This is a genomic window from Bradyrhizobium sp. 18BD (genome assembly GCF_054185225.1).
The window spans coordinates 1-493 of record NZ_JAVAYL010000138.1 but is presented as its reverse complement, the minus strand read 5'-3'; the positions used below and the strand labels follow the sequence as shown (position 1 = coordinate 493).

The window sequence follows — 493 nt, the reverse complement described above, 5'->3', positions numbered from 1 at the left end:
CCGAGAACATTCGTCCATAAAAATGGCACCCATCTATAAGTGGAATGAATCAAATTTTTTTACCTAATATGCCTGAAAACTTAGAAATGTTGGACTTATTATTATTAGAAGTGGCAAAGACCAGAAAAGTTCACCCAGATGGCGTTCATTTTCAAGGTATTCGTTACACAAATCCAAACCTTGTGGCTTATGTTGGCGAATATGTTCTTATCAGATACAATCCTGCCGATCTTGTAGAAATCCGTATCTATTATGAAAATAAGTATTTGTGTAATGGGATTTCTCCGGAACTATCTAATTACTCTGTGGATCTTAACGAACTAGTTTCAGCTAGAAACAAACGTCAACGCACGTTGCAAGAGAAAATACATTCACCAAGTGCTGTAGATCTTTTAATCGGTGAAAAAAAGAAAGAATTACAAAAAAATCCCAAACAAAAAAAGTCAAAATTAAAGAGGTACTATAATGAGTGAGAACAAGCAGTTTATTGAGA

The 493-nt window shown here is 34.3% G+C and carries 1 protein-coding gene; it reads left to right on the top strand.

What is annotated here, in order from left to right; genetic code table 11:
- The first annotated feature begins 44 nt into the window (after nt 1–44).
- Nucleotides 45–473, top strand: a complete 429-nt coding sequence (locus tag RAD16_RS40770; RefSeq protein WP_010784094.1) for a Mu transposase C-terminal domain-containing protein — start codon at nt 45–47, stop codon at nt 471–473.
- Nucleotides 474–493: the final 20 nt, after the last annotated feature.